Here is a 23,253-nt window from a genome sequence, read left to right as displayed (position 1 = left end):
TTTTGTCTCTCACGGTTTGGCAATGTCACGAAAGGCGGCGACGGCGGCTTCTGCGAAATCCGGATCGTTGATATGGAGCGGCAATCGAACAATACGTCGCGACGCCGTCGGCTTCACCGTCGCCTCGAGCGCGGCAAAAAGCGCGGCGTCGGCTTCTGGGTCGAAGAACGCACCGCCTTCAATGTCGAGGGCCGAGACACCCTTCTCGGGAATGAGGAAGCGCACGGGGCCGTGGCAAAGATTGAGCTTGTCGCCGATCCAGCGGCCGATCTCAGCGCATTCTGCCGAGGTCGTGCGCATCAAGGTGACGTTTGGATTGTGGCGGTAAAACAGCCGGCCGGCATAGCGTTCGGGGACGGTATCCGGCGCCCAGAAGTTCACCATATCAAGCGCGCCGACCGAGCCGACATAGGGCAGACCCGTGTGGGCAATCGCGTCGAAACGGTCGGAGGTGGCCGGTAAAACACCCCCGAAAAGCAGGTCGCAGACCTCGGTGGTCGTGATGTCGAGCACGCCTGAGATCAGGCCGCTGTCGGCAAGCTTCTCCATCGCGCGCCCGCCCGTTCCGGTCGCGTGGAATACCAGGCAGTCATAGTCCGGCCGGAGGCGCTCGACCATGGCGGATACGGCAGGTGTGGTCACGCCGAACATGGTGAGCCCGAGCGCCGGCTTCGATGCCGTCACCTCAGCCGGCCGGCTGGACATCGCCGTAATCGCCTGGGCAGCGTTGTGAAGGATGACCCGGCTAAGCCGGTTCAGGCCAGCCATGTCCGTGACCGAAGGCATCATCACGATGTCGGAAACATCGACATAGGGAGCAACATTGCCGGAGACGAGCGTCGATACCATGATCTTTGGCAGGCCGAGCCGCAATTGGCGCATGCCCGCAGTAATAATCGAGGTGCCCCCGCCTCCGCCGATACCGATGATGCCGGCGATGTCCTGGCGCGCCACCAGGAAGCGCGCGAAGGCAATGCCCATCGCTTCGACCGCCCTTCCGCGGTCTTCGCAGGAAAGGACGGCTCCAGCACCCTCGGGATGGCAAGCGGCAACCGTGTCAGCCGCCACGTCGACGGTGGTCCGAGGCTCACGGATGCCGACGTCGACGCGGGTAACCGCCCCGCCCGACGCCTCGATGCAAGCGGCGAGATAATCAAGCTCCTCGCCCTTCGTGTCAGCCGTGCCAACCACGTAGATCTGCTTCATTTCCCCTCCGCAACCGGGCGGGTTTCCTCCCAGCATATCCCACGTTCGGAGCAAGCGATGGCCCTTGCAAATTTGTGAGACGCGCGTATCATAAAGATATGGATGTCTCACGTCAACAGAACGAAACAGCCAGGACCGAGCGAGGCCCGCGTGCCCGCACGCGAAAACTGATGCTCGAAACAGCAACGCGGCTCATGCAGTCCGGCATTACGCCCTCGGTCAGCGAAGTGGCCGAGGCTGCTGAAGTCTCGCGGGCGACCGCCTACCGTTACTTTCCGAGCCAGGCCGCGCTCGTGCATGCCGTGGTGGATGAGGCTCTGGGACCAATACTCGGCTGGTCGTCCGACAGTCCGGATGCACGCACCCGCGTTGCCGACCTTTTGGCGACCGCGATGCCGCGGATCGACGAGTTCGAGGCCACCTTCAAGGCGGCGCTGAAACTTTCGCTGGACCAGTGGGCGCAGCGCCAGGCGGGCACGCTCGGCAACGAACCGCTGTTCAAGCGCGGCCACCGTGTCGACCTGCTGAAGTGCGTGACGGCGCCCCTGCAGGGCAGCGTGCCAGCGGAGTCCCGGGAGCGCCTTGCGCAGGCGCTTTCGCTTGTCTTCGGCGTCGAGGTGCTGATCGTGTTGAAGGATATCTGGGGCCTGACCTCCGAAGGCGCGCAATCTGTTGCCGAGTGGGCCGCCAAGGCGCTCGTCGACAGCGCACTACGGCAGGCGGAGGGTAGTGCATGACATCGCAGCCCGCCAACTGGTTCGACCAGATGAAGTAACATGTCCTACATCATGGCCGGGATTTGCGACAAGGAATTTGAGGCCGCCCGACAAAACTGCTTAGGTAAGCCGCGGCTACGGGAATATATCCAGAAGTCTGGAAGAAGAACCGAAGATGAAAGCTCTCCGTGGGTCGCTCTTGACGGTAATGGAGTTTGGTACTACCAGATCAGTGGAATAATATTCAGGCTTGAGATCTGAAACGCGCTGGGGTCGGGGAGGACTCAAGCACGAAATCAACCCAGAAGGATCAAGAAGCCGGATCGGGAGGCCCGCGACGACGCGGGAAGGTGCATAAATGGGAGGAAACGTTATGCGCAAAACTATGACCGGTCTCGTTGCCGGTGTCGGATTGATGTGGGCCTGCGGAACGTCCGCACAGGCCCAGGAACTGACGATTTTCTGGGCCGAGTGGGACCCGGCAAATTACCTTCAGGAACTTGCAAACGAATACGAGGCTGAAACGGGCGTCAAGGTCACTGTCGAGACCACCCCATGGGCCGACTTTCAGACCAAGGCCTTCACCGAATTCAATGCAAAGGGCTCAGCCTATGACCTGGTCGTCGGCGACAGCCAGTGGATCGGGGCGGCGTCGGAAGCAGGACATTACGTCGATCTGACCGATTTTTTCACCAAGCACAATCTGACTCAGGTGATGGCTCCGGCAACGGTGAAATACTACTCCGAGTATCCGGCAAACTCGAAGAAGTACTGGTCAATTCCTGCAGAGGGTGACGCCGTCGGCTGGTCCTACCGCAAGGACTGGTTCGAAGACCCCAAGGAGATGGAGGCATTCAAGGCGAAATACGGCTACGATCTCGCCCCGCCAAAGACCTGGGCCCAGATGCGCGACATCGCCGAGTTCTTCCACCGTCCAGACCAGAAGCGCTACGGCATCGCCATCTACACCGACAATTCTTACGACGGGCTCGTCATGGGGGTCGAAAACGCGATCTTCTCGTTTGGAGGCGAACTCGGCGATTACCAGAACTACAAGGTCGACGGCATCATCAACTCGGAGAAGAACGTCAAAGCGCTCGAACTTTATCGCGAGCTCTACGGCTTTACGCCTCCAGGCTGGGCCAAGTCCTTCTTCGTCGAGAACAACCAGGCGATCACCGAAAACTTGGCCGCGATGAGCATGAATTATTTCGCCTTCTTCCCGGCTCTAGTGAATGAGGCCTCGAACCCGAATGCCAAGGTTACCGGATTCTTTGCCAATCCGGCAGGCCCGAATGGCGAGCAGTTCGCAGCACTCGGCGGACAAGGCATATCGGTCATCTCCTACTCAAAGAACCAGGAAGAGGCGATGAAATTCCTCGAATGGTTCATCAAGGACGAGACCCAGAAGCGCTGGGCTGAACTCGGTGGCTACACGGCAAGCGCCAAGGTGCTCGAATCCCCGGAATTTCAGAACGCGACGCCCTATAACAAGGCCTTCTACGAGACCATGTTCAAGGTCAAGGACTTCTGGGCAACGCCTGAATACGCCGAGCTGCTGATCCAGGCGAACCAACGCATTTACCCCTTCGTCACGGCCGGCCAAGGCACGGCGAAGGAAGCGCTCGACGCTCTGGCAGCGGACTGGAATGCGACGTTCAAGAAATACGGACGCAACAAATAGCAGACGCGATCAGCGGAGGGGCTTGGCCGCCCCTCCAGTTTCATTCTGCATCTCGCGCCCAGGGGCGCGGTTCGAGAGGGCGCGGCGCCCGGCATTCACTTCGCGCATCGTGATGCCTTCCGGCATCAGGCGCCGAACTCTCGGAGGAGGAGAGGATTGGCCACCGCAGTCATGATATCGCTGGACACGAAATCGCGTGCCGCATCCCGCGGCATGAGCGACATTCACATTCGCAATCTGTTCATCATCCCGACGATCCTGTTTCTGATCGTCTTCAACATCTTTCCGCTGATCTATTCGCTCGGCTATTCCTTCACCGACTTTCGCGCCTCGTCGAACGCACCAGCCAACTTCGTCGGCCTGCAGAACTACCGCGAACTGCTGAACGACCCGTTCATCTGGTCGAATTTCGCCATCACCGCAAAATATGTGATCGTCTCTGTTACGGGACAGGTGATCGTCGGCTTCGGCACGGCCATGTTGCTCAACCGCGATATTCCGCTGAAGGGTCTCCTGACGACACTGCTGCTACTGCCGATGATGCTATCGATGGCAGTGGTCGGTCTGTTCTGGAAGCTGCTCTACGATCCCTCGTTTGGCATCATAAACTACACGCTCGGTCTCGGCTCCTTCGAGTGGCTGTCGAATCCGGATGTGGCGCTTTATGCGGTTGCCATCACTGACATCTGGATGTGGTCGCCCTTCGTGATGCTGCTGTCGCTCGCCGGCCTTTCGGCCGTGCCAAAGCATCTCTACGAGGCAGCGGCGATCGACCGGGCAGGACCGTTCTATACCTTCTTCCGCATCACGCTGCCGCTTGTGGCGCCGATCCTGATGATCGCAATCATCTTCCGTACGATGGAAGCCTTCAAGACCTTCGACCTCGCCTACATCCTGACCAGCCAGCCGACGACTGAGGTGATCTCCATCCGGCTCTATAAAATGGCCTTCCAGGAGTGGCAGACCGGGCGCTCCTGCGCACTCGCCTACATCGTTCTCATCATGATCCTCGCCATCACCAATATCTACGTCAAGTACCTCAACAAAGTGAAGGAACGCTGAGATGGCCGCCGTTCAAACCCGCTCCGAACGCGCGCTGAACCGGGTGGCAATCGCCGCCGTACTTGTCATTACGCTGATCTTCCTGGCGCCGATCTACTGGATCACCTCGACGGCCTTCAAGCCCCGCAACCTCGCCACCACCATACCACCGACAGTGCTCTTCGAGCCGGAGCTCTCGCCTTTCGTGAAGCTCTTCACCAAGCGCTCGCAGCTGCGTGGCGTGCCGACCCCCGAAGAATATGCCGCCGCCCCCTGGTGGGAGCGGATGGTGTTCGACGGTGGTGAGAAAATCGTCCGTTCCGGCCGCGGCGAGGTGCAGCCATCCGGCTATCCGAACCGCTTCATGAACTCGCTGATCGTCGCGATCACGTCCACGGTGCTGGCAGTCGGCATGGGAACCTTCACCGCCTATGGCTTCTCGCGCTTCAGAGTGAAAGGGGAGGCCGACCTTCTCTTCTTCATCCTGTCGACGCGCATGCTGCCGCCCGTCGTCGTGGCGATCCCGATGTTCCTGATGTACCGCGCCGTCGGCCTCAACGACACGCATTGGGGGCTGATCATCCTCTACACCGCCTTCAATCTTTCCTTCTCCGTCTGGCTGATGAAGGGTTTCATCGACGAGATCCCAAAGGAATACGAGGAGGCCGCGCTCGTCGATGGCTACACGCGGATGGAGGCGTTTTTCAAGATCGTCATCCCCGAAGCGGCCACCGGCATCGCTGCGACCGCCGTCTTCTGCTTCATAACGGCCTGGAACGAATATGCGTTTGCGCTGATCATGACGAACCGGCGCGCGCAAACCGCTCCACCCTTCATTCCGAGCCAGGTCGGCTCCGGCCTGCCGGATTGGACGGTCATTGCGGCCGGTACGTTCCTGTTCCTGCTACCGGTCGCGATCTTCACGTTCCTGCTCAGGAACCATCTCCTGCGCGGCATGAGCTTCGGAGCGATCCGCAAATGACCTTGCGCGCCTTCAACCAGAAATATCTCGAACCCGGTTCGCAGTATCTGATGATCTTGGGCATTATCGCGCTCTGCCAGCCTTGGAACCTGTTCCTGCACCGCTACGGCATGACGATGACGCTGGTCGGACTGATCGCCTTCATGGTGGCGACCAAAATCCCCCGGGACGCGCAATCAGACGAAGGCAGTCAGTCATGACGCAGATCGAGCTTCGCGCCATTCAGAAATATTTCGGTGCCGTCCAGGTCATCAAAGACCTTAATCTCGCCATTGCCGATAACGAGTTCATCGTGCTGCTCGGACAATCGGGCTGCGGGAAGACGACGACATTGCGCGCCGTCGCCGGCCTGGAGACGATCGACGAAGGCGACATCCTAATCGACGGCAAGCCGGTGCAACATATCAAGGCATCCGGCCGGGACATCGCGATGGTGTTTCAATCCTTTTCGCTCTATCCGCACATGACGGTCTACGAAAACATCGCCTTCCCGCTCCGCGCCACCCGGATGAGCCGCGCCGATGTCGATAAGGCGGTCCGGGAAATCGCCGCGGTTCTGCGCATCACCGAGTTGCTGGCCCGCAAGCCTTCGGCACTGTCAGGAGGAGACATGCAACGTGTCGCAATCGGCCGCGCTCTGGTGCGACGGCCGAAGGCCATGCTGATGGACGAGCCGATCGGTGCGCTGGACGCGAAGCTGAGAGAGGAGATGCGGGCGGAAATCAAGCGTCTGCACATCAAGCAAGGTTCAACCACGATCTACGTGACGCATGACCAGGTGGAGGCCATGTCGCTCGCCGACCGCATCGTCATCATGCACGAGGGCATCCTCCAGCAGATCGGCACGCCGGAAGAGGTTTACGGTCAACCCGCCAACATGTTTGTCGCGCAGTTTGTCGGAAGCCCGGTGATGAACATGGCGCCGGCAACCGTCAGCGAAACGGGCGACCATACGCGCGTGCAGGTTGGCGACGGCGTAACGGGCTTTGAGTTCCCCGCCGCACTGGCCAACCGTCTCTCTGACGCGAAGGCCGCGAACGGCCAGCTAACACTCGGGGTTCGGCCCGAGGGCGTGATCGTTTCACGGGAAGCACGTGAGGGCTTCGTGCCGGTCGAGGCGCATATTATCGAGCCGCTCGGCTCACACGATATCGTTGACCTGAAGGTCGGCCAGCAAATGATCAGGGCGCGAACCAAAAGCGGTTTCGTACCCGGTCCAGGCGAAGCCGTCTGGGCACGCATCGACCCCGCCCAGGCTCATTTCTTCAATACGGCAACCGGTTCATCGCTCGGGATCAGACTCTGATGGCGCATATCGAACTTAAGGGCATTACCAAGACTTTCGGCAGCCACACGGCACTGAAAAACCTGAACATCGACATCGCTGACGGCGAGTTCTTCGTGCTGCTCGGGCAGACCGGCGCCGGCAAGACAACGACGCTTCGCCTGATCGCCGGGCTCGAAAAGCCCACCGCAGGCCAGATCTACATCGACGGGCACGACGTCGCCGACTGGGGCGCCGCCGAGCGGGACGTGGCCCTGGTGCTCCAGCAGTACTCGCTTTACCCGCGCTACACGGTCCGAGAGAACCTGGAATTTCCATTAAAATCCCGCATCCGCCGCATTGAGCCAGAGGAAATCAAGGAACGCGTCGCTCGGGTTGCGAAGACCCTGCGCATCGAGCATCTGCTCGACCGCAAGACGGACCGGCTGTCGGGAGGCGAGATGCAGCGCGTATCTATCGGCCGTGCCATCGTGCGCAAGCCGCGCGTGTTCCTGATGGACGAGCCGCTTTCGGCGCTCGACGCGAAGCTTCGCGAAGCACTCCGCACGGAGTTGAAGAACCTGCAGATGAACCTCGGCGCGACCTTCCTCTTCGTCACTCATGACCAGATCGAGGCCATGTCGATGGGCGACAAGATCGGCGTCCTGAACAACGGTCAACTGGTGCAGACCGGGACACCGCAGGAGATCTACCGGAATCCGGTCAACACCTTCGTCGCGCGCGCCGTTGGTTCACCGCCGATGAACCTGATCAACGGCACGCTCGCCGGCAGCGAGGCGGTGGCCAGCGAGGGCTATCGGCTGCCGTTGGGCAGCGACCACGCAATTGCGACGGACGGCCGCCCGCTCACCTTCGGCATTCGCCCGGAGGACATCTTCCTCGACAGTGGCGCGCCGGGGGAAGCACGGGTGCACGACGTGGAAAACCATGGCGTCGAAAAGATCGTGACACTGCGCACCGGCGAGAAGTTTATCCACGCGACCGTGCCGACGCAAACGGCGCTGCGGATCGAGGATACGGTTCGCTTTTCGTGGAATCCGGAGAAGGTCGTCCTGTTTGACGCCGGAAGCGGGGTCAGCCTGCGGCACGCAGGCTGACCTGATCCACCCAATACAAATGGTCTCGGTGGCGCGGCAGGCAACCAACGTTCCCGGTCGGACGGCCTATGCCGGAAAGCGCCGGCGGTAGTGTTCTACCACTTCGGGATTGCGCAAATTGACGGGCAAGTCGCCTCTGATGACGCGCAGCGCTTCGCTGGCCGCACCTGTCCCCATGCGCATCATGCTCTCTTCCGTCAGACCAGCCAGATGCGGAGTGACGATGACGTTGGCGAAGCCGAAATAGGGATGGTCGAGCGGCAATGGCTGCGTTGCAAAGACATCAAGCGCTGCTCCGCGAATTCGGCCATCGCCTAGCGCCTGGATCAGCGCCGCATCATCGATGACGGGACCGCGTGACACGTTGATCAGGATTGCTCCTGGCTTCAGCCGACCGATGCGCCCGGCATTGAGCAAGCCAGTCGTCTCCGGCGTCAACGGGCAGCAGAGCACGACGATGTCGGCCCGCTCAACAAGCTCATCGATCGCCAGGAAGCGCGCGCCCGCAGGCACGCTTTCCGGCGACCGGCTCGTTGCGACCACCTCCAGGCCAAAGCCGAACTTCGCGATCTTGAAGATCGCCTTGCCGACATTGCCCATACCGACGATGCCCATAGTGCGGCCGCCGAGGTCGACGGCCGCATCCGACTGGGCGCGGCCCGCCGCCCAGCCGTCCTGACGCAGTTCCCGGTCCATTTGGCGGAAGCGTCTCAGCAGGGCCAATGTCACCAAGAATACGTGCTCGGCGACAGTCGACGCATTGACAGCGGGGACGTTTGCGACAAGCACGCCGGCGCGGGTCGCCGCCTCCATTGGAACCATGTCGAGGCCCGCACCATGGCGGATCGCCGCGCGAAGCGCTGGCGCATCCTCGAAGAAGGCCGGCGGGATCGGCGCGCGCACGACGACAATACCCGCGCCGCGTCCTTCTCGCAGCAAGGTTTCCGGATCGGGCGCGGAAGCTACGCGCAGATCACCCGCCCCCTCAAGCACGGCCTTGGCCGCGGGGTGCAGGGGATGTGTGGAAAAGATGAAGCTCATCGGCCTCCCCGCCGGTTACGCCTATCCGGCCGCCGTCGCTGGACCGCCGATAAGACCCTTCCAATAGCTTTCCGCACCTTGAAGATGCGCGCTCATCAGCGCCTGGGCGAGATTGCCGTCTCGGGCAAGCAGCGCTTCGTAAATGCGGATATGCTCCTCATGCGAGCGCCGGCTTCGGGCGGCATCGGCAAAATAGATAGGCAGCCGGTGTTCGCCCATGACGTAGTAGACGCTGCACACCCGATAGAAGACGCTGTTCTTGGTGGCTCGAACGATCTCCAGATGGAAATCCCGGTCTTCGCGCGCCAGCCCCTCGCCCGCGGCAAGCTTCGCCTCGGACGCAGCGAGTATATCGCGCAAGCGCTTGTAATTCTCCTCCGTCGCCCGGCCGCAGGCGAGTTCCGCGGCCTTGATCTCATGGATCTTGCGAAGCTCCACGGTCTCGTAGATCAGAATGGGGTCTAGGGGAACGCCGGCGCGGGCAAAAAGCGCCATTGCCTCCACGCTCGCCTCCGTGGTCGTCAAATAGATGCCCGACTTGGCTCGACGCTCTACGATGCGCATTGCCTCCAGGATCGCCAATGCCTCGCGAATTTGGCCCCGGCTGACGGTGAAATGTTCTGCAAGCTCGCGCTCCGATGGCGTGCGGCCGGTGTCGCTCGAGTTTGAGAAAAGATAAGCTGCGAGATCGGAGAGGAGGGAGTTTTCTTTCATCGTCACTGTCTTTGCGCGTGAGTCTCCAGGACCCTCTGATTGATCGTGAAGCCCAGGCCAGGTCGGTCCGGGATCTCTATCATACCGTCCTTTACAGACACAGCGTCCTCGACAAGATCGTGGATCATCGGATTTGCGCCGAGGGAATATTCGATGACGAAGCTTGCCGGAGAGGCCGCGCACACGTGCAGACCGGAAAAGAAGCAGGGCGCCCCAGCCCAAAGATGCGGTGCGAAACGGAGGTTGAAGGCGCTGGCGAGCGAACTGATGCGCATCGCTTCCGTAATGCCACCGCAGAAAGCCGGATCGGGCTGGAATATGTCTGCGGCCCGGAGCATCGCAAGATCTCGGAAGGCGAAACGCGTCGCCTCGCTCTCGCCGGCAGCGATCGGCACGTTCCCGGCCGCGCGCACCTCCGCCATGCCCGGCTTGTCATCGGCTATGACAGGCTCCTCGAACCAGGCGAGGTCGCAGTCCGCAACCATCTGGATAAAGCGCTTCGCTTCGCCAACAGTATATGTGCCATGCGCATCGACCATTAGATCGACGTCGGGGCCGACAGCTTTGCGAGCGGCACGCACGCGCGCTGCCGAGACATGCGGCGCACCGTCCATCGCGCCGACGCGCATCTTGACTGACTTGAAACCGCCTGCCGCGATATAGGACCGGAGCTGCTCGCCGATCCGGTCCGTGCTCTCCCAACCGCCCGAGGCATAGGCAGGCAAGCGGTCCGCCTTGCGGCCACCCAGCAGCTTCCAGACTGGGACGCCGAGCGACTTGCCGAGGATGTCCCAGAGCGCTATGTCGACCGCACTGATCGCAGCGACCGAAAGGCCGCGCCGCGCGATCTCGGGCATGGCGTGACCCGAACTCGCCGCCGTCTCGTGGCGTACACCGTTGTAGAGCATTTCCCATATGGTGAAGATGTCGCCAGGATCGCGGCCGATGAGCTTGGGCCCTACCTCGTGATTGATCATGTGCACCAGCGTGCCATAGCTGCCGGCACTGCCCGCGGCATTCTTACCTTCCCCCCAGCCCACAATGCCGTCGTTCGTCTCGATACGCAGGATCGCACTGTCGAAGGTCATCAGGCGGCCGAAGTCGCTGCGGTGCTGACGGCTCGCCTCGATGGGAATCTTGACCCACCAGGCCTCGACGCTTTTGATACGCATGTCTCTGCCCCCGCTCCTCAAGGCCCGCGGTGGGCCGCGGGAGATATCTTCCATTCGTTACTTGATCAGCGGCAGGATCGTCTCGGCGGTGATCCGCATCTGATCGTCGTAGAATTTCTCGGTGAGCAGGCTCGAGCCGTGATCCTGGATAAATTTCAGCTGTTCCGGGGGGATGTCGACGGGGTTGCGCTCGACCATGTCGGGATATTTGGTGGCAGGCGTCCGGTCAACCGGAGCGACGAATTCGTTGGTGACGGCGCCGTCGTAACCGATCTCCTTCAGCGTGCCGATGATCTTCGGCCAGTCGAGGTGGCCGAGGCCGGCGGCGAAACGATTATTATCGGCGACGTGGAAGTCGAACAGGCGTTTCCCGGCGAGCCGGATCGCCTCATAGATGTCTTCCTCTTCGATGTTCAGGTGGAAGGCATCCAGGCAGACTCCGCATTCAGGGCTGACGGCATCGGCGAGCGCCAGCGCTTGGGCGGCACGGTTGAAGAAATAGGTCTCGAAACGGTTGAGCGGCTCGACGGCAATCCGCACCCCCCTCTTTTGAGCGTGAGCAAAACACTCCCTGGTGGCGTCCACCACCCATGTCCACTCTTCCTCCTCGGTCCCATCCGGCACCACCTTGCCGACCGTTGCCGGTACGAGTGTGAGGATCTCGCCCTCGAGTTCGCTGACCATGGTGATGACGCTCTTGACATAGTCCACGGACCGGGCGCGCTGGCCCTCATCCCTGGCGGCAAGATTTCGCTCGCCGAGCGTCAGGGTAACAGCGCCCCAGCAGCGGATGCCATGCTCTTTCAGCAGCGCACGCGTCTCCTTCACGTCGTACTGTGCCGGCTCGCCGGATATCTCGATACTCTCGTAGCCATATTTTTTGATGCGTTTCAGCGTGACGGCGAGCGGTTCAGCCCGCATCCAGTTGTGCGTAGAAAGATGCATGAGGTTCCTCCTAGACTGTTGCGGCCAAGCTCGACAGCAGCTTGGCATCGAAACGTCACCTTATGATGGCCAATCTCATTACCGGCGGCAATCTGGTTTGGCCAATTTTAGTTATCTGAAAGCTCTAACCCAATTCCCGAGCGTCCGCAAGACGGCCTCAAGATGTCGAGAAAGTCGGCGTATTCGGTTGTTTGTCGCTGTATTTCCCGCTCATGCGCGGAATCCCCGCTCCCAGTGGTGAGCGCAGCGGCTTGACCAGAGCCGCCATTTTGGTATGACCAGATTTGGGAAGTGATAAGCGCGGACGCCGCAACGCAGTGGCGAAGTGCCAAGGGGGAGAGATGAAGATCGGCATGTGCATGTTCCTCTGGACGACAGCTGTCGGCCCAAAACACGAGGCACTGTTACGCGATATCAAGGAGACGGGTTTTGATGGCGTCGAGATCCCGATCTTTTCGGGCAAACCCGACGACTACCGACGGCTGGCGGCGTTGCTCGACCGGATCGGTCTGGAACGGACCGCCGTTTCCGCCATGGGCGACCTCCGGATGAACCTGATCGCTTCCGACGCGGCAATCCGCAGACGCGGCATTGACTACGTGAAATGGGCAATCGACTGCAGCAATGCGCTTGGCGCGACTATGCTGAGCGGGCCGCTGCATTCGACGCTCGGCAAATTTTCCGGAAGCGGGCCAAGCGCGGCGGAACTCAAGCGCTCGGTTTCCTCGCAATTGGCGATTGGCGATCATGCAGCAAAGCACGGCGTTACGATAGGACTTGAGGCGCTGAACCGTTTCGAATGTTACCTGTTCAACACGATGGACGACCTTGCGGCCCATATCGACGCGGTCGGACATCCGAATATCCGTGCCATGTACGACACGTTTCACAGCAATATCGAAGAAACCGATCCTGTCGGCGCTTTTACGCGCAACAGTGACCGCATCGTGCATGTCCACATTTCGGAGAACGACCGCGGCGTTCCAGGGCGTGGCAACATTCCCTGGGCGGAGACGTTCAGGGCACTGCGCGCGAGTGGCTACGACGGATGGCTGACAATCGAAGCCTTTGGTCGGGCGCTCGAGGAGCTCGCCGCCGCAACGAAGGTCTGGCGCGACTTTTTCGAGACACCGGAATCGGTTTATCGTGAAGGGTACCGTCATATCCGCGACGGATGGGAGGCGGCGGCATAACCGCCAACCGACCAAAGGTTTCGGTGCCGGCAGGGCTGCACAGCACGGCAGACGGCGGACACGGCCGAGCTGCCAGAAGGAATGCGGGGGGCGCGCTGCTCACGCAGACCGCCGGTTTCTCACCCTTGCCGGCAAGAGGTGCGTTTTCAGCGCGTCCGTCTCGTGCCTCAGCCGATGGCCATCAGGCTCGCATTGCCGCCGGCCGCCGCTGTGTTGATCGAAGTCGACACTTCTTCCAGCAGCCAGTTGAGGCAGTAGGCTTCGGGATCGCTCGCCAGTTCCTCGCTTGTCGCGGCCTGGACCAGCAGAAGCGGGCCGGGCAGCGCGGCGATCTTCCGGTTGACGGCAAGAACCCTGTCGCGGTCCCCTTCGACGAGCGCACCGGAGAAAGGCCCGTCCTTTTCCCAATCCGATGTCCAGGAAAGACGCCCGGCCACAGCTGCCGGAAGGTCCGCCAGGACAGGCTTCGATATCGAACCCGCGTCGATGACGACGTGGTTACCGGTGGAAAGGGCCGCGGCGATCTGGCGGTGCAGTCCGGTTTCGGTCTGCGGCACGAGCAGGATACGGCCGCGCGGATGGAGCGCATAGAGATTGCGCTCGCCGACAGGGCCGGTGAGCTCACGTTCGAGCCCGAGCGCCGATCGGCTCGCATAGCCGCGCGCCGCTTCCCCTTCGACCGTCAGGCCCTTCTTGTCGAGCCAGACGATGTAATCGCGAAGGGCGAGGTCGGTATGAACGGAATCCTGCTGCGGCGGCACCGGGGCGCGCTGCACCAGCCGGCCGATATAGAGCGGGCCGCCGGCCTTCGGACCGGTTCCCGACAGGCCACGGCCGCCGAAAGGCTGCACGCCGACGACAGCGCCGATGATGTTGCGGTTGACGTAGAGGTTGCCGGCCTTGATGCGGCTCGTCACATGGGCGATCGTTTCGTCAAGCCGGGTGTGAAGGCCGAATGTCAGGCCGTAACCCGAGGCGTTGATGTCGTCGATCAGCCGATCGAGGCCGTTTCGCTTGAAGCGGACGACATGCAGGACCGGACCGAAGATCTCCCTCGTCAGGTCAGACAGCGACTTGATCTCGATGATCGTCGGTGGAACGAAGGTGCCTTTTGCTGCGCTTTGCGGCAGCGGCAGCTGCTCCACCTTGCGGCCGGCGGCCCGCATCGCTTCGATATGCTGGTCGATCTCCGCCTTCGCGCCGTCGTTGATGACAGGCCCGACATCGATACTCAGGCGATCGGTGCGGCCGATGGTCAATTCACGAAAAGCCCCCTTCAGCATAGCGAGCGTCCGGTCGGCGACGTCGTCCTGCAGGCAGAGGACGCGCAACGCCGAGCAGCGCTGGCCGGCGCTGTCGAAAGCCGATGTCACGACGTCGGCCACGACCTGTTCGGCCAGGGCGGACGAATCGACGATCATGCCGTTCTGGCCGCCGGTTTCGGCAATCAGCGGGATCGGCTTGCCGGTCGCTGACAGGCGCTCGGCGAGCTGCGCCTGGATCATGCGGGCAACTTCGGTCGAGCCGGTAAACATGACACCTGCCGTTTCCCGAGCCCCGACCATGCCGGCGCCAAGGCGGCCGCTGCCGGGCACGAATTGCAGGGCGCCGACGGGCACACCGGCCTCGTGGAGAATCTTGACGCTCTCCGAAGCGATGATCGGCGTCACACCGGCAGGTTTCGCCAACACGGGATTGCCGGCGACGAGGGCTGCGGCAACCTGGCCGGTGAAAATCGCCAGCGGGAAGTTCCACGGGCTGATGCAGACGATCGGGCCGAGCGGCAGATGCGACGGCCCGAGGGTCTTGCGCGCCTGATCAGCATAATAGCGCAGGAAATCGACCGCCTCGCGCACTTCGCCGACGGCGTTGGCGGCGGATTTGCCGGCTTCGCGCATGACGATGCCCATCAGCACCTTGATACGGGCCTGCATAATGTCGGCGGCCCGATCGAGACATGCGGCACGCTCTGCCGGCGGCACGGCCGCCCATTGCGGCGCATACTCGGCTGCCATCGCAACAACGCGGGCGGCTTCCTCGACCTTCAGCTCGGTCACTGTGCCGACGACATCGCTGTGATCGGCAGGATTGGGGACATCGCGCGTCACGCCATCCGTGGAGCCATCGGCGAGAATCGGAACCGCATGCCAGGGCATCGCAGCCGTGGAAGCCAGCGTCTCCGCCAGATCCGAAAGCGTGGCTTCGCTCGAGAGATCGAGGCCGCTCGAATTGGTCCGGGCGCTGCCGTAAAGCGCCTGGGGCGCGGCAATCTGCACATGCGGGGCGCCGACGACGGGCATGGCCGCGACGGTCTCGGCCGGATCGGCGATCAGCGCCTCGACCGAAACATTGGGATCGGAAATGCGATGCACGAAAGAGGAGTTGGCGCCGTTTTCGAGCAGGCGGCGGACGAGATAGGCTAGCAGCGTCTCATGCGTCCCGACGGGGGCATAGATGCGGCAGGGCCGGTCGAGCTTATCCTTGCCGACCACCTCGTCATAGAGCGGTTCGCCCATGCCGTGCAGGCACTGGAACTCGTATTTGCCGACTGCGAAGTCGGGCCCTGCCAGATGATAGATCGTGGCGAGCGTCTGCGCATTGTGGGTGGCGAATTGCGAGAAGACGGCATCGGCGGCGGCAAGCAGCTTGCGCGCGCAGGCGATGTAGGCGACGTCCGTATAGATCTTGCGGGTATAGACCGGAAAATCGTCGAGACCATCCAGCTGAGCGCGCTTGATCTCCGCATCCCAATAGGCGCCCTTGACGAGCCGGACCATCATCCGGCGCCCGGAGCGGCGGGCGAGATCGATGATGTAATCGAGCACGAAGGGGCAGCGCTTGCCATAGGCCTGCACGACGAAGCCGAGCCCGTTCCATCCGGCAAGCTCCGGAGCAAAGCAGAGTTCTTCGACAAGATCGAGCGAAAGCTCCAGCCGGTCGGCTTCCTCGGCATCGATATTGAGGCCGATATCATAGGACTTGGCGAGAGCGGCGAGCGCCTTGACCTTCGGCAGCAACTCGCCCATCACCCGGCCGGCTTGCGCTCTCACATAGCGAGGATGCAGGGCCGAAAGCTTGATCGAAATCCCGGGGCCGTCATAAATGCCGCGCCCATCCGCTGCCTTGCCAATGGCATGAATCGCCTTCTCGTAATCCTTGAAATAGCGCTCGGCGTCTGCTGCGGTTGTCGCCGCCTCGCCCAGCATGTCGTAGGAATAGCGGAAGCCGCGCGCTTCGAGCGGCCGGGCGCGCTTCAGCGCCTCCTCGATCGTTTCGCCGGTGACGAACTGCTCGCCCATCATGCGCATCGCCATATCGACGCCGCGGCGGATGACCGGCTCGCCGGCACGCGCGATCAGCCGCGTCAGCGCCGCCGACAGGCTGCGGTCGTTGACCGTCGAGGTGAGCTTGCCGGTGACGACGAGACCCCAGGTGGCGGCGTTGACGAACATGGATTTGCCGCCGCCGATATGCGAGGTCCAGTTGCCCTCGGCGATCTTGTCGCGGATCAGCGCATCGCGGGTGTCCGTATCGGGAATGCGCAGCAGTGCTTCGGCAAGGCACATGAGCGCCACGCCTTCCTGGCTGGAAAGCGAATATTCCTGAACCAGCCCTTCGACGCCGGTGCCCTTGTGCTTGGCACGCAGCGCCTCGATCAGAGTGCGGGCCGTGTTGCGGATATCATAACGCTTCGCCTCGGAAACGCGTGCGGCGGCAACGAGCGGCGGCAGGCATTCGGTTTCCGGGCGGCGATAGGCGGCCGTGATTGCCTGGCGAAGCTCGGATTGCGGCCGGATCGGCGGCGCGAAGGCGGCGAATGGCGCGCCCTCAGCGGGATCAATGGAGGAGGCGGGGTCGATCGCTGCGTTCAACATGGGAGTCCCTGTTCAATCAAAATCTGTTTAGCGGATAAATGGAACACCTGGCTCGTCATCCCAGAGTGCATCATCCAGAAAAGCCGGACCGGAATATTCCGTCTCGCGAAGCGGGCGCGCCTCCGGCTTGTCGCGCTTGAGGGTGAATGCGGCCGCAACCGCTCTTATCGCCACCGGCCTGTAGTGGACGAGCAAGTCCGGCTTCTGATCGTCATCGATTTGTTTCCCGTGCATCCATGATCCCCCTGTGGTGCGGCGGCGCTGCCGATCCCGGCAATGCGCCAGACGCTCACGCCGTCCTCCCATTTGCCGACGCATAATCTATCACAGCCGCAAATCGCGATCTCACTTGATTTTAGCCATTTTCAAGCTGTATGAACTTATAAACCGATCGCCAAGAGTTCATATGGCCACAGAAACCGACACATTTAGTGATTTGGACCAGTTCGACAGAAAGATCCTCGCGGCGCTGGCCGAGGATGGCAGGCTGTCGATCACCGATCTCGCGGCGCGCGTCGGGCTTTCGAAGACGCCTTGCCAGATCCGCTTCAAGCGGCTGATCAACGACGGCTATATCGAAGGCTTCAAAGCCGTCCTCAACCCCGCGAAAATGCAGCTCGACCATATTGCCTTCGTCGAGGTGAAACTTTCCGACACCCGCGAGGCTGCGCTCAAAAGCTTCAACGAGGCCATCAAGAAGATCAGGGAGGTCGAAGAGTGCCACATGATCGCCGGCCGGTTCGACTATCTCCTGAAGATCCGCACCCGCGATATCGGCCGCTACCGCCGCGTTCTCGGCGAACGCATCTCGACCCTGCCGCATGTTGCCAACACTTCGACAAATGTCGCGATGGAAACGATCAAGGAAGGCTGGGACAAATTCGGTTCGAGTCTTTCGTGATCATGAACGTCTAAGCCGTTGGGGCAGTTGCCTCGCGGGCCGCGCAGCCGTGTCTCGGTTTCCTGCCGCGTGCGCTTGGTTTCATCGGCATCGATCGGCCTGGCGCTGCTGACCACCTCATTCGTGCTGCAGAACGACGCCCGTGATACACCCTCCCCTTATGCCTGGGCGACGCGCTGACATCCCCAGAACGCGCCTTCGACGGTCTTGCTTTCACACAAAGCACGCCATCTGATGTAGTCAGGCAAGACCGCCAAGGCAGACGAACAGCCGGCGGCGGAATCTGAGAATGAGGAGCACGATGGATCACAGCCCGCAAGTATCGGCGAGCGAAGAGAACGAACCACGCCGGCTGCGATATCTCCCCTGGGAACGCATCGCGTCGGACCTCGACCATCCCACTCACCTCGCCCGCAAAGCCGCGCTCAGGCGGTCCTGCGGCGCGGAACTGGCAGAGACCTCCTATGTCGCGGAGAACGCCGCGATCTTCACCGAAAGCCTGACGATGGGCGAGCGGTCGTGGATTGCGGGGCACGCTCTCGTGCGCGGCGATGTCATCCTCGGCGACGATTGTTCCGTCAATCCCTATGCCTGCGTTTCCGGAAAGGTGACGTGCGGCAATGGGGTCCGCATTGCCTCGCATGCATCGATCGTCGGCTTCAATCATGGCTTCGACGATCCTGATCGCCCCATACACCGCCAGGGCGTCATCAGCCTCGGCATCGCCATCGGTGACGACGTCTGGATCGGCGCCAATTGCGTGATCCTCGACGGCGTCACAATCGGCAAAGGCGCCGTCATTGCCGCCGGGGCAGTCGTTACGGGGGATATTCCCCCCATGGCGATCGCCGGCGGCGTCCCTGCGCGGGTGCTGCGGCGTCGGGGCAGCGCGCCCCCGAAATCCACAGCGAGAAACATTGAAGACCAGTTGGTCAGGCTCGGACAGAAGGCGAAGGAGCAATGGCCGGAGATTCTTGCGCGCTGGAAAACCGAGGTTTCCTATGAATCGCTCGAGGCGGATGGCGTCAAAAGGCCGGCGATCCGGCATCTCTGTGATGCGATCGAGATCGCAGCCGGTTTTGGCCAGCTGCCGCCCGGCCTCGATCCGTCCGAGACAATCGAGCGGCTACAAGGCCTCCAGGATCGCGACACAGGCCTTTTTCCTGAAGACCGTACGGGCGTGCACGGAACGTCGCTGAGGGATGATCCGAAAGCGCTCTACAATGTTCTTTCGGTCGGCTACGCGCTTGAACTGCTCGGCTCGAATCCGCGGCATCCTGTCGGGGCGGTCGATCTCGATGCCGGAGAGCTGGACGAATGGCTGAGTGCGCTGCCCTGGCAAAGCAGGGCATGGCACGCCGGCAGCGCGGTCGACGCCATCGGCACGGCCATGTATTTCAACGCCCGGTATTTCGGCCTCCGGCAATCGCGCCAACCGCTGTTCGAGTGGCTGAACCGCAATGCCAACAGCGTCTCCGGCCTATGGGGCGAGCCGACGGCGCTGGAGGGATGGCTCCAGCCGGTGAACGGTTTTTATCGCCTGACACGCGGCACTTACGCCCAGTTCGGCGTTCCGCTTCCGCACCCCCACGCCGCCCTCGAAACGGTTCACCTCAACTACCGCAACCACAAGGGCTTCGTCGGCGCGAAGCATAATGCCTGCAACCTGCTCGACACGATCGTCCCCTGCTGCTGATTGCCCGACAGACCGATTATCGGCGGGCAGATGGTGAGGCGATTGCCCGTGATCTCATTGCAAGGGCGCTGGACAGATGGCGGGACGGCGAGGGATTCCCGTTCGCCGATGGTACCGAGCCGAGCCTGCAGGGAACGGAGATGTGGCTTTCGGTCATCCACCTGTCGGCTGATTTCCTCGGCCTTGCGGATCGTTTCGCCTTCATTCCCAAGGGCGTACACCGGACGGCAACGCCCGGGCTCGGCCTGTAATCAACCAGGCGGCGGCGAGTTTGCGGGCATTGCTGCACCTGGCCTCGACCGCACGATCACTTTGTAGCGATCTTCGGCGGCAAGCTCGTTTGTCTCGAAGCGCACCAGGGCTCCGTCCTCGGGAAAGTGCCGATCAGGCAGCCGTCGGCTCGATCGCCCGGTGATACGCAGGACCAGCGGCTGGCCGAGCTCCTCCTCGAGGGCAGCGACCTGCCGGCTGACGCTTGACTGGGTGACGCATGCTCAATGTCGAAAGCCTGATCGACGAGCCGGCTCCGGGAGCATCAATCTGGAAACCCAGGGTCACGACGAAGGGCGCGGAGCGGCTGGACAGCTTCCCTGGGAGGATATCTGAAACGGTCTCGTGTTCAGTGCGCTCTCAAAGCCGCCGCGCGATGCTGCGAGGGTGTCTGCCCGAATGTGCGCTTGAACGTCCTCGTGAATTGCGATGCGTTTTCGAAGCCGACATCGAGCGCGATCTCGATCAGCGGCGCCTTCGACTGGGCAAGGATCGATTTTGCCCGTTCCATGCGGACTCGATTATAGGCCTTGGCGGGAGACATTCCGGTCTTCTCGATGAAGATCCTCTCCAGCTGCCGCCTGGATAGCCCGACCATGGCGGCAAGCTTCTCGATCGGCATGCTGCCATCGACGAACTGCTCCATGGTAATCATCGCCGCCTTGACGCGGGCGTCGTCATAATCGTCGTAGAGCGGACGCCTGGGCTGAATGTCGGCCGGAGCGCGGGCCTTCTCGATCTGCAGCACTTCAAGCGCATTCCGTTCGGCATCGCGGCTGATGTATTTCCTGACCAGCAGCGCCGCCATATCGGCACTGCTGCTGCCGCCGGCGCAGGACCCACGCTGGCGATCGAGATTGAAGAGCCGGTCGGAGCGAACGCTGAGGTCGGGGAACCGCTCGCGGAACTCCTTATAATGCAGCCAGCTGACGCAGGATTCATGCCGCTTCATCAGGCCCGCCGCGGCAAGGATGAAGGTACCGGTGCACACGCCGATCAGCGGCACCTTCTTGGCATCCGCCTGCTTGAGGAAGGTGATGGTCTGCTGATCGACGGGGTTCTCCACGCTCAGAAGGCCGCCGACGACGGCGATATAGTCGAAGCGCGTGGGATCGACGAAGTCCGACGTCGGAGCGACCTGGACGCCGCAGCTCGAGGTGATCAGGTGCCGCGTGCTGCCGATCACCTGCCAGTCGGCAAGCACCCGTCCGGAACGGTCCTGCTCGTCGCTGGCAAGCCGCAGCGTATCCACGAACAGCGCAAAGGCGGACAACGTGAACGACCGCGACAAGACAAACCCAACCTTGAGACGGGCGGCGGGTTTCGCAGCGCCGTCTGCCTGCCGATGCTGCCCAGGTCGGATATTCATCTCATCACCGTTTCTGAATGCGCTCATCTAATCTGAAAACCGTGCGCCAGCGGGTGCCGATCGTCAACACAAATGGTGTTGTGGCCGATGACGCGCGCCCAGCCTCCGCAAGTGAACCAAGAGTTCATCACGATAATCAATACCACGAAGCGATCGACGCATTGATCGAAGCCGCGATATCGATCATCCTGATCGCGCCGTAGATCATTTCTCCCCAGATATTCAGACATTTTGCCGATGTCATTCCGAATGCCTCGAACTGGGCCGAGGGACATCAATGGTCCCGCCGCGGCGATTGATACTATCGCGGGGTCACTGCTTGTGGCCGACGTCGAGGCGAATTGCCGGAGCCGTAAGCCGCGAATTGAGAGCCGCCCTCGATCAATAGATGCCGAACTCGATCGGGGAGCGCCGGCACGCCAGCGCTCCCCGGAAGGTTCAGGCAGCCAGGACGCCGCTCTTCTTGGCGGTCCAAGTTGCGATATAGTCCATCAGGCCGGGCGAGAGACAATCATAGGGCTCGAGGCCCAACGCTTTCAGCTGCGCCCTAACGGCGTCCATCTTCGAAGGATCGAAGCCGCTTTCGATGATCGACGATACGAACGCCGCAAAAGTCGGCCTTGCCCAGCCGCCCTCCTGGAAGCGCTCCGGGTGGACGAAGGACAGTCCCTGGAAAGGATGTTCGCGCTCGACCGGCCCGTACATATGCACGCCACATTCCTTGCAGGCATGCCGCTGGATCAAGGCTGCGGAATCGACGACTGCGAGCTTGTCGCCGTTTTCCAGCACCTCGACGCTTTCGGTCGGCGCTACAGCCACAACCGAGAAGACGGCGCCTTTCGGCTTCCAGCACTTGGTGCAGCCGCAGACGTGGTTGTGGGCGATGTCACCCTTGATCCTCACCTTGACCGGGTTGCTCGCGCAGTTGCACACGAGCGTTCCGCCTGCGAAAGCAGCGTCAGTCGCTCGAAAGCCTGAATCCACTGCGGGATGTATGGCTATGCTGGTCATTGCTTTTCTCCTTCCCTCCCTGGCCGTTTGCATTATGCCCGGCCGAGCTCTGCAACTACTTTGCCAGCCTCTGCGCGTGCCAGCGCAGATGGTCCTCCATGAATGTGGAAATGAAGAAGTAGGAATGGCCGTAGCCTTCCTGCATGCGAAGCCTGAGGTCGATATCAGCCGCCTCGCAGGCTTGCCTGAGTTCGTCGGGGCGCAAACCGTCCTCCAGGAAGCTATCCGCCGTTCCCTGGTCGACGAGCAGTTCGGGGATCCGATGCCCGTCCTCGATCAGCGAGCAGGCGTCATAGGCCCGCCAGGTCTTTTCATCGGCGCCGAGATATTTTCGGAAGGCCGGTCTCGACCAGCCGGAAACCGAAGGATGGCTGATCGGCGCGAAGGCCGAGCAGCTGCGGAAACGGTCGGGGTTCTTGAGCGCGATCGTGATCGCGCCATGTCCGCCCATCGAGTGACCGAAGATCCCCTGGCGCTCCATGTCGACCGGAAATTCCGCAGCAAGGAGCCGCGGCAGCTCGTCGACGATATAGCTGTACATGCGATAATTCGCCGAATAGGGCGGCTGGGTGGCGTCGACATAAAAGCCCGCACCCTTGCCGAACTGCCAGTTGTCGGCCTCATCGGGAACGTGGTCACCGCGGGGGCTGGTATCCGGGCAGACAATGACGAGACCGAGTTCGGCGGCAAGCCGCCGATACTCGCCCTTGTCCATGACGTTGGCATGCGTGCATGTCAGGCCGGACAGATACCATAGGACCGGCAGCTTGCCCTCGGCCGCCTGCGGCGGCAGGAACACCGCGAAGGTCATGTCGCAATCGCAGGCCTCGGAACGTTCGACATAGACGCCCTGTGTGCCGCCGTGAGACTTATCAGCCGATATCGTCTTCATTCTCAGTACACCACCACGCCGCGGATGCTTTCGCCTTTGTGCATCAAGTCGAAGCCCTTGTTGATGTCTTCGAGCGGCATCGTGTGGGTGATCATCGGATCGATCTGGATCTTGCCCTGCATGTACCAGTCGACGATCTTCGGCACGTCGGTGCGGCCGCGCG

At 61.8% G+C, this 23,253-nt stretch carries 20 protein-coding genes and 3 pseudogenes; 10 read left to right on the top strand and 13 right to left on the bottom strand.

Features of this window, described 5'->3' with window-relative positions; genetic code table 11:
* Positions 1 to 9: 9 nt before the first annotated feature.
* Positions 10 to 1,206, bottom strand: a complete 1,197-nt coding sequence (locus tag HJC04_RS24760) for a Tm-1-like ATP-binding domain-containing protein (RefSeq protein ID WP_221147347.1) — start codon at positions 1,204 to 1,206, stop codon at positions 10 to 12.
* 98 nt (positions 1,207 to 1,304) lie between these two features.
* Between HJC04_RS24760 and HJC04_RS24755 the strand changes: the two genes are divergently transcribed.
* From HJC04_RS24755 to HJC04_RS24725, 7 genes are all read left to right on the top strand, one after another.
* Positions 1,305 to 1,943 (top strand): TetR/AcrR family transcriptional regulator, encoded by a 639-nt coding sequence (locus HJC04_RS24755; protein WP_210631748.1) that lies wholly within the window; start codon positions 1,305 to 1,307, stop codon positions 1,941 to 1,943.
* A gap of 352 nt (positions 1,944 to 2,295) precedes the next feature.
* A complete protein-coding gene (locus tag HJC04_RS24750) occupies positions 2,296 to 3,606 on the top strand; it encodes an ABC transporter substrate-binding protein (RefSeq protein WP_210631747.1) in 1,311 nt (436 codons plus the stop codon).
* A 171-nt stretch (positions 3,607 to 3,777) separates the two neighbouring features.
* Positions 3,778 to 4,668 carry a carbohydrate ABC transporter permease gene (locus tag HJC04_RS24745; protein WP_405047677.1) on the top strand — a complete coding sequence of 297 codons (891 nt, stop codon included), beginning with the start codon at positions 3,778 to 3,780 and terminating at the stop codon, positions 4,666 to 4,668.
* 1 nt (position 4,669) lies between these two features.
* A complete protein-coding gene (locus HJC04_RS24740; protein WP_003572879.1) occupies positions 4,670 to 5,629 on the top strand; it encodes a carbohydrate ABC transporter permease in 960 nt (319 codons plus the stop codon).
* Complete coding sequence (locus HJC04_RS24735; protein ID WP_210631745.1) at positions 5,626 to 5,829, top strand: hypothetical protein; 204 nt, start codon at positions 5,626 to 5,628, stop codon at positions 5,827 to 5,829. Before HJC04_RS24740 ends, HJC04_RS24735 begins: the two co-directional genes overlap by 4 nt.
* A complete protein-coding gene (locus HJC04_RS24730) occupies positions 5,826 to 6,935 on the top strand; it encodes an ABC transporter ATP-binding protein (protein ID WP_210631744.1) in 1,110 nt (369 codons plus the stop codon). The genes HJC04_RS24735 and HJC04_RS24730 overlap by 4 nt, the downstream gene beginning before the upstream one ends.
* On the top strand, positions 6,935 to 8,011 hold the full coding sequence (locus tag HJC04_RS24725) for an ABC transporter ATP-binding protein (protein WP_210631743.1): 1,077 nt from the start codon (positions 6,935 to 6,937) through the stop codon (positions 8,009 to 8,011). Before HJC04_RS24730 ends, HJC04_RS24725 begins: the two co-directional genes overlap by 1 nt.
* A gap of 66 nt (positions 8,012 to 8,077) precedes the next feature.
* Here HJC04_RS24725 and HJC04_RS24720 read toward each other — a convergent pair whose 3' ends face one another.
* The 5 genes from HJC04_RS24720 to HJC04_RS24700 all read right to left on the bottom strand — a co-directional run bounded on the left by HJC04_RS24720 (position 8,078) and on the right by HJC04_RS24700 (position 12,238).
* Positions 8,078 to 9,052 (bottom strand): NAD(P)-dependent oxidoreductase, encoded by a 975-nt coding sequence (locus HJC04_RS24720; RefSeq protein WP_221147346.1) that lies wholly within the window; start codon positions 9,050 to 9,052, stop codon positions 8,078 to 8,080.
* Between the two features lie 21 nt (positions 9,053 to 9,073).
* Positions 9,074 to 9,766 carry a FadR/GntR family transcriptional regulator gene (locus HJC04_RS24715; protein WP_210631741.1) on the bottom strand — a complete coding sequence of 231 codons (693 nt, stop codon included), beginning with the start codon at positions 9,764 to 9,766 and terminating at the stop codon, positions 9,074 to 9,076.
* A 2-nt stretch (positions 9,767 to 9,768) separates the two neighbouring features.
* Positions 9,769 to 10,938, bottom strand: coding sequence for a mandelate racemase/muconate lactonizing enzyme family protein (locus HJC04_RS24710; RefSeq protein ID WP_210631740.1), 1,170 nt, complete (start codon positions 10,936 to 10,938; stop codon positions 9,769 to 9,771).
* Positions 10,939 to 10,995: 57 nt separating this feature from the next.
* Positions 10,996 to 11,883 (bottom strand): sugar phosphate isomerase/epimerase, encoded by an 888-nt coding sequence (locus HJC04_RS24705; protein WP_210631739.1) that lies wholly within the window; start codon positions 11,881 to 11,883, stop codon positions 10,996 to 10,998.
* A gap of 157 nt (positions 11,884 to 12,040) precedes the next feature.
* Positions 12,041 to 12,238: a hypothetical protein gene (locus HJC04_RS24700; RefSeq protein ID WP_221147345.1), complete on the bottom strand. Its 198-nt coding sequence runs from the start codon at positions 12,236 to 12,238 to the stop codon at positions 12,041 to 12,043.
* Between HJC04_RS24700 and HJC04_RS24695 the strand changes: the two genes are divergently transcribed.
* Positions 12,225 to 13,076, top strand: a complete 852-nt coding sequence (locus HJC04_RS24695; RefSeq protein ID WP_221147344.1) for a sugar phosphate isomerase/epimerase — start codon at positions 12,225 to 12,227, stop codon at positions 13,074 to 13,076. The genes HJC04_RS24700 and HJC04_RS24695 overlap by 14 nt on opposite strands.
* Positions 13,077 to 13,243: 167 nt before the next feature.
* On the opposite strand, the gene putA is transcribed toward HJC04_RS24695, so the two are convergent.
* Together putA and HJC04_RS24685 are read right to left on the bottom strand one after the other, a co-directional pair.
* Positions 13,244 to 16,951 carry a trifunctional transcriptional regulator/proline dehydrogenase/L-glutamate gamma-semialdehyde dehydrogenase gene (gene putA / locus HJC04_RS24690; protein WP_221147343.1) on the bottom strand — a complete coding sequence of 1,236 codons (3,708 nt, stop codon included), beginning with the start codon at positions 16,949 to 16,951 and terminating at the stop codon, positions 13,244 to 13,246.
* Positions 16,952 to 16,978: 27 nt separating this feature from the next.
* Positions 16,979 to 17,185 carry a hypothetical protein gene (locus tag HJC04_RS24685; protein ID WP_221147342.1) on the bottom strand — a complete coding sequence of 69 codons (207 nt, stop codon included), beginning with the start codon at positions 17,183 to 17,185 and terminating at the stop codon, positions 16,979 to 16,981.
* Positions 17,186 to 17,357: 172 nt separating this feature from the next.
* On the opposite strand from HJC04_RS24685, the gene HJC04_RS24680 reads away from it, so the two are divergent.
* Both HJC04_RS24680 and HJC04_RS24675 read left to right on the top strand, forming a co-directional pair.
* On the top strand, positions 17,358 to 17,852 hold the full coding sequence (locus tag HJC04_RS24680; protein WP_221123449.1) for an Lrp/AsnC family transcriptional regulator: 495 nt from the start codon (positions 17,358 to 17,360) through the stop codon (positions 17,850 to 17,852).
* 301 nt (positions 17,853 to 18,153) lie between these two features.
* Positions 18,154 to 19,799 (top strand): annotated as a pseudogene (locus tag HJC04_RS24675) (acyltransferase).
* Between the two features lie 136 nt (positions 19,800 to 19,935).
* Here the strand turns inward: HJC04_RS24675 and HJC04_RS32280 are convergent.
* The 5 genes and pseudogenes from HJC04_RS32280 to HJC04_RS24645 all read right to left on the bottom strand — a co-directional run.
* A pseudogene (locus HJC04_RS32280) lies at positions 19,936 to 20,036 on the bottom strand (LysR family transcriptional regulator); the annotation flags it as partial.
* 131 nt (positions 20,037 to 20,167) lie between these two features.
* Positions 20,168 to 21,181, bottom strand: coding sequence for a GlxA family transcriptional regulator (locus tag HJC04_RS24665; protein WP_221147421.1), 1,014 nt, complete (start codon positions 21,179 to 21,181; stop codon positions 20,168 to 20,170).
* A gap of 444 nt (positions 21,182 to 21,625) precedes the next feature.
* Positions 21,626 to 22,198: an S-(hydroxymethyl)glutathione synthase gene (gfa, locus tag HJC04_RS24655; RefSeq protein WP_221123450.1), complete on the bottom strand. Its 573-nt coding sequence runs from the start codon at positions 22,196 to 22,198 to the stop codon at positions 21,626 to 21,628.
* A 55-nt stretch (positions 22,199 to 22,253) separates the two neighbouring features.
* A complete protein-coding gene (gene fghA / locus HJC04_RS24650; protein WP_210631733.1) occupies positions 22,254 to 23,090 on the bottom strand; it encodes an S-formylglutathione hydrolase in 837 nt (278 codons plus the stop codon).
* Positions 23,091 to 23,092: 2 nt separating this feature from the next.
* A pseudogene (locus HJC04_RS24645) lies at positions 23,093 to 23,253 on the bottom strand (S-(hydroxymethyl)glutathione dehydrogenase); the annotation flags it as partial.

The organism is Rhizobium sp. NLR8a, from assembly GCF_019685235.1.
Taxonomy (GTDB): domain Bacteria; phylum Pseudomonadota; class Alphaproteobacteria; order Rhizobiales; family Rhizobiaceae; genus Rhizobium.
Note: the sequence above shows the minus strand (reverse complement) of the source record. Positions and strands in the feature narration are given on the sequence as shown.